Raw genomic sequence first — 2,852 nt, forward strand, 5'->3', positions numbered from 1 at the left:
CGTCCGCGACGCGCTCGCCGACCACCTCGGCGCGGCCGTCTTCGAGGTGCCGATGGGGCCGCCGTCGCTGCCCGGCCTCCGCCTCGAGGACGCGCTGTTCGACGCGCTGGACGACGCGGGCGCGAGCATCGAGACCGGGAACCCCGTCGTCGACTACGACGGCGGCGACCGCGTCGAGCGCGTGTACGTCGAGAAGAACGGCGCGCGGATTCCGTACGCCGCCGACCAGTACGTGCTCGCGACCGGCGGCCTCGTCGGGAAGGGCGTCGAGTCCGACCGCGAGCGCGTCACGGAACCCGTCTTCGACTGCCACGTCGCGCACGCCGACGACCGCTACGAGTGGTTCGACGACGACGCGTTCGGCGACCACGCGTTCGCGCGCTTCGGCGTCGCCACCGACGACGGCCTGCGGCCCGAGGACGCGGCCGACAGCCCCGAGTTCGAGAACCTGCGAGCCGCCGGGAGCGTGCTCGGCGGCTACGACTTCGCGGCCGAGAAGTCCGGCGCGGGCGTCTCGCTCGCGACCGGCTACGCCGCGGGCCGGCGCGCGGCGGAGGACACCCATGAGTGACAGCCAGACCCCCCAGTTCGACCCAGCGGCACCGAACACCGGCGAGGACTTCGAGCCCGTCGACGTCTTCGAGGACGGCGACGACTTCGACCTCCGGCCGGGCGCGGACTCCTGTTACAAGTGCTCGGCCTGCGACACCAGCTGTCCCGTCGCGGAGGTCGACGACGACTTCCCCGGGCCGAAGTTCCAGGGCCCCGAGCAGTGGCGGCTGAAGCGCCGCGACGACGACCACTCGGTGGACGACTCTGTGATGGACTGCTCGAACTGCATGCGCTGCGACGACGCCTGCCCGTCGGGCGTGCCGCTCTCCCAGATGCACAACACCGCCCGCGGCGAGTACGTCAGCGAGGAGATGAGCACGCTCTCCGTGGAGTACGTGCGGAACCGGTTGCTCGCGAACTACCGGAAGTCGGCGTGGCTGGCGAGCAAGGTGCCGCGGCTGGCGAACGCCGCCGCGAACTTCGGGCCGGCGCGCTGGCTCGGTGAGAAGCTACTGGGCGTCACCGACGAGCGCGAGTTCCCCGACTTCGCGACGGAGACGTTCACGGAGTGGTGGGCCGCGCGGGGCGGCGCCGCCGGCTCGAAGGAGCGCGCCCGCGAGGCCCGCGAGCGCCGCGGCGAGCCCCGGGACGCGGACAAGCGCGTCGCGTACTTCCACGGCTGCTACGCCGAGTACAACACGCCGGAGGTGGCGAAGGCGCTCGTGCGCGTCTACGAGCACTTCGGCTACGAACTCGTCGTCCCCGAGCAGGGCTGCTCCGGGACGCCGATGTTCGCGAACGGCATGCTCGACGACGCCCGCCGCGACGCCGAGGTGAACGTCTCGTCGTTCGCCGACCTCGTCGAGGAGGGGTACGACGCTATCGCGTCGTGTACGTCGTGCTCGATGGCGATTCGACAGGAGTACCCCGAGCTGTTCGACATCGACGGTATCGAGGACGTCGCCGCGAACACGTTCGAGTCCGTGGAGTACCTCCGCATCCACGAGGACCTCGAGGGCGAACTCGCCGAGGCGGACGTCGGCGACGACCTCGCCGCGGAGTTCGCGTACCACGCGCCCTGCCACGCCCGGAACCAGGGCCTCGACCGGCAGGCCGTCGAACTGTTCGGCGACCTCGAGGGCGTCGGCGTCGAGGACGTCGGCGACTCGTGTTCGGGCATCTCCGGGACGTACGGCTGGAAGACCGAGAAGTACGAGACCTCCATGGAGATCGGCGACGAGATGTTCGACCACATGGAGGCCGCCGACGGCGAGACCGGGATGACCGAGTGCCCGACCTGCGCGATGCAGATGGAGCACGGCACCGGCTACGACGTCCGGCACCCGCTGGAGCTGCTGGAAGCCGCCGTCGTCGAGTGACGGCCGGGCGACTCTCAGCGGACCGTCGTCACGGGGACGGGCGACCGGCGGAACACGCGCTCGGCGACGTTCCCCGAGAACAGCCGCTCGGAGAGCGTCCCGCCGTGGGTCCCCATCACGACGGCGTCGAACTCGGCGGCCCGCTCGACGATGACTTTCGCGGGACTCCCGAACGCGAGTTCGGTGTCGAGTTCGCGGCCGCGCTCGGCGGCGATTCCGCGCGCGCTCTCGAACACTTCGTCGGCCTGCTCGCGCGCGGCGCCCTCGACCTCGTCGGCGAGCGCGACCGACGCGGCCTCGCCCATCATCGGCGATCCGCCGCCGACGACGTGGAGGACGGTGATTTCGGCGTCCGGGTGTTCGTCGAGTGCGTGCTCGAGCGCCAGCGCGGCCAGCTCGGAGTCGTCCATCGGAACGAGGATTTGGGAAGCCATGTGCTTCCTACGCCGGCCGCGGGGATAGGTGCTCGCCGCCACCGAACGGGTTTTACTGCTTGGTAAACAAGGGAGACCATGAACGCCGACGGCAGCCAGCAGCGCCCCGACGGCCCCGTTCCGGGCGAGCGCGTCCGGCACGGTACGGGCGTGAACTCGAACCGCGCGTTCCCGACGAACAACCACCCCGCGAACCTCGACCCGTTCGTGCTCTTCGAGCGGTTCTACATCGACCCCGACCAGGGGTTCCCGATGCACCCCCACCGCGGGTTCGAAATCGTCTCCTACATGATAGACGGCGGGATGGAACACGAGGACTCGCTGGGCGTCAGCAACGTCGCCGAGGAGGGCGACGCGATGCGAATCACGACCGGGAGCGGCATCCGCCACTCCGAGTTCCCGGCCGGCGGCCGCGGCTGCAACGGCCTCCAGCTCTGGGTGAACCTCCCGCGCGAGCGGAAGGACGCCGACCCCGACTACGTCGACG

The 2,852-nt window shown here is 70.7% G+C and carries 4 protein-coding genes; 3 read left to right on the forward strand and 1 reads right to left on the reverse strand.

What is annotated here, in order from left to right:
* Positions 1 to 571 (forward strand): FAD-binding protein (locus GJ634_RS14745; protein ID WP_157503598.1); only part of this gene is annotated, 571 nt, incomplete at its 5' end.
* Positions 564 to 1,931 (forward strand): anaerobic glycerol-3-phosphate dehydrogenase subunit C, encoded by a 1,368-nt coding sequence (locus tag GJ634_RS14750; RefSeq protein WP_157503599.1) that lies wholly within the window; start codon positions 564 to 566, stop codon positions 1,929 to 1,931. The genes GJ634_RS14745 and GJ634_RS14750, both read left to right, overlap by 8 nt.
* Before the next feature lie 14 nt (positions 1,932 to 1,945).
* On the opposite strand, the gene GJ634_RS14755 is transcribed toward GJ634_RS14750, so the two are convergent.
* A complete protein-coding gene (locus GJ634_RS14755) occupies positions 1,946 to 2,365 on the reverse strand; it encodes a universal stress protein (protein ID WP_157503600.1) in 420 nt (139 codons plus the stop codon).
* A 78-nt stretch (positions 2,366 to 2,443) separates the two neighbouring features.
* Here GJ634_RS14755 and GJ634_RS14760 point away from each other — a divergent pair.
* A partial coding sequence (locus GJ634_RS14760) for a pirin family protein (RefSeq protein ID WP_197425555.1) occupies positions 2,444 to 2,852 on the forward strand: 409 nt, incomplete at its 3' end.

The sequence above is a fragment of the Halobacterium sp. CBA1126 genome (assembly GCF_009741975.1).
Classification (GTDB): Archaea; Halobacteriota; Halobacteria; order Halobacteriales; family Halobacteriaceae; genus Halobacterium.

Excerpts from the sequence above, each read along its gene's own strand:
- GJ634_RS14755 (WP_157503600.1), bottom strand. The coding sequence starts at position 2,365 with ATGGCTTCCCAAATCCTCGTTCCGATGGACGACTCCGAGCTGGCCGCG.
- GJ634_RS14750 (WP_157503599.1), top strand. The coding sequence starts at position 564 with ATGAGTGACAGCCAGACCCCCCAGTTCGACCCAGCGGCACCGAACACC.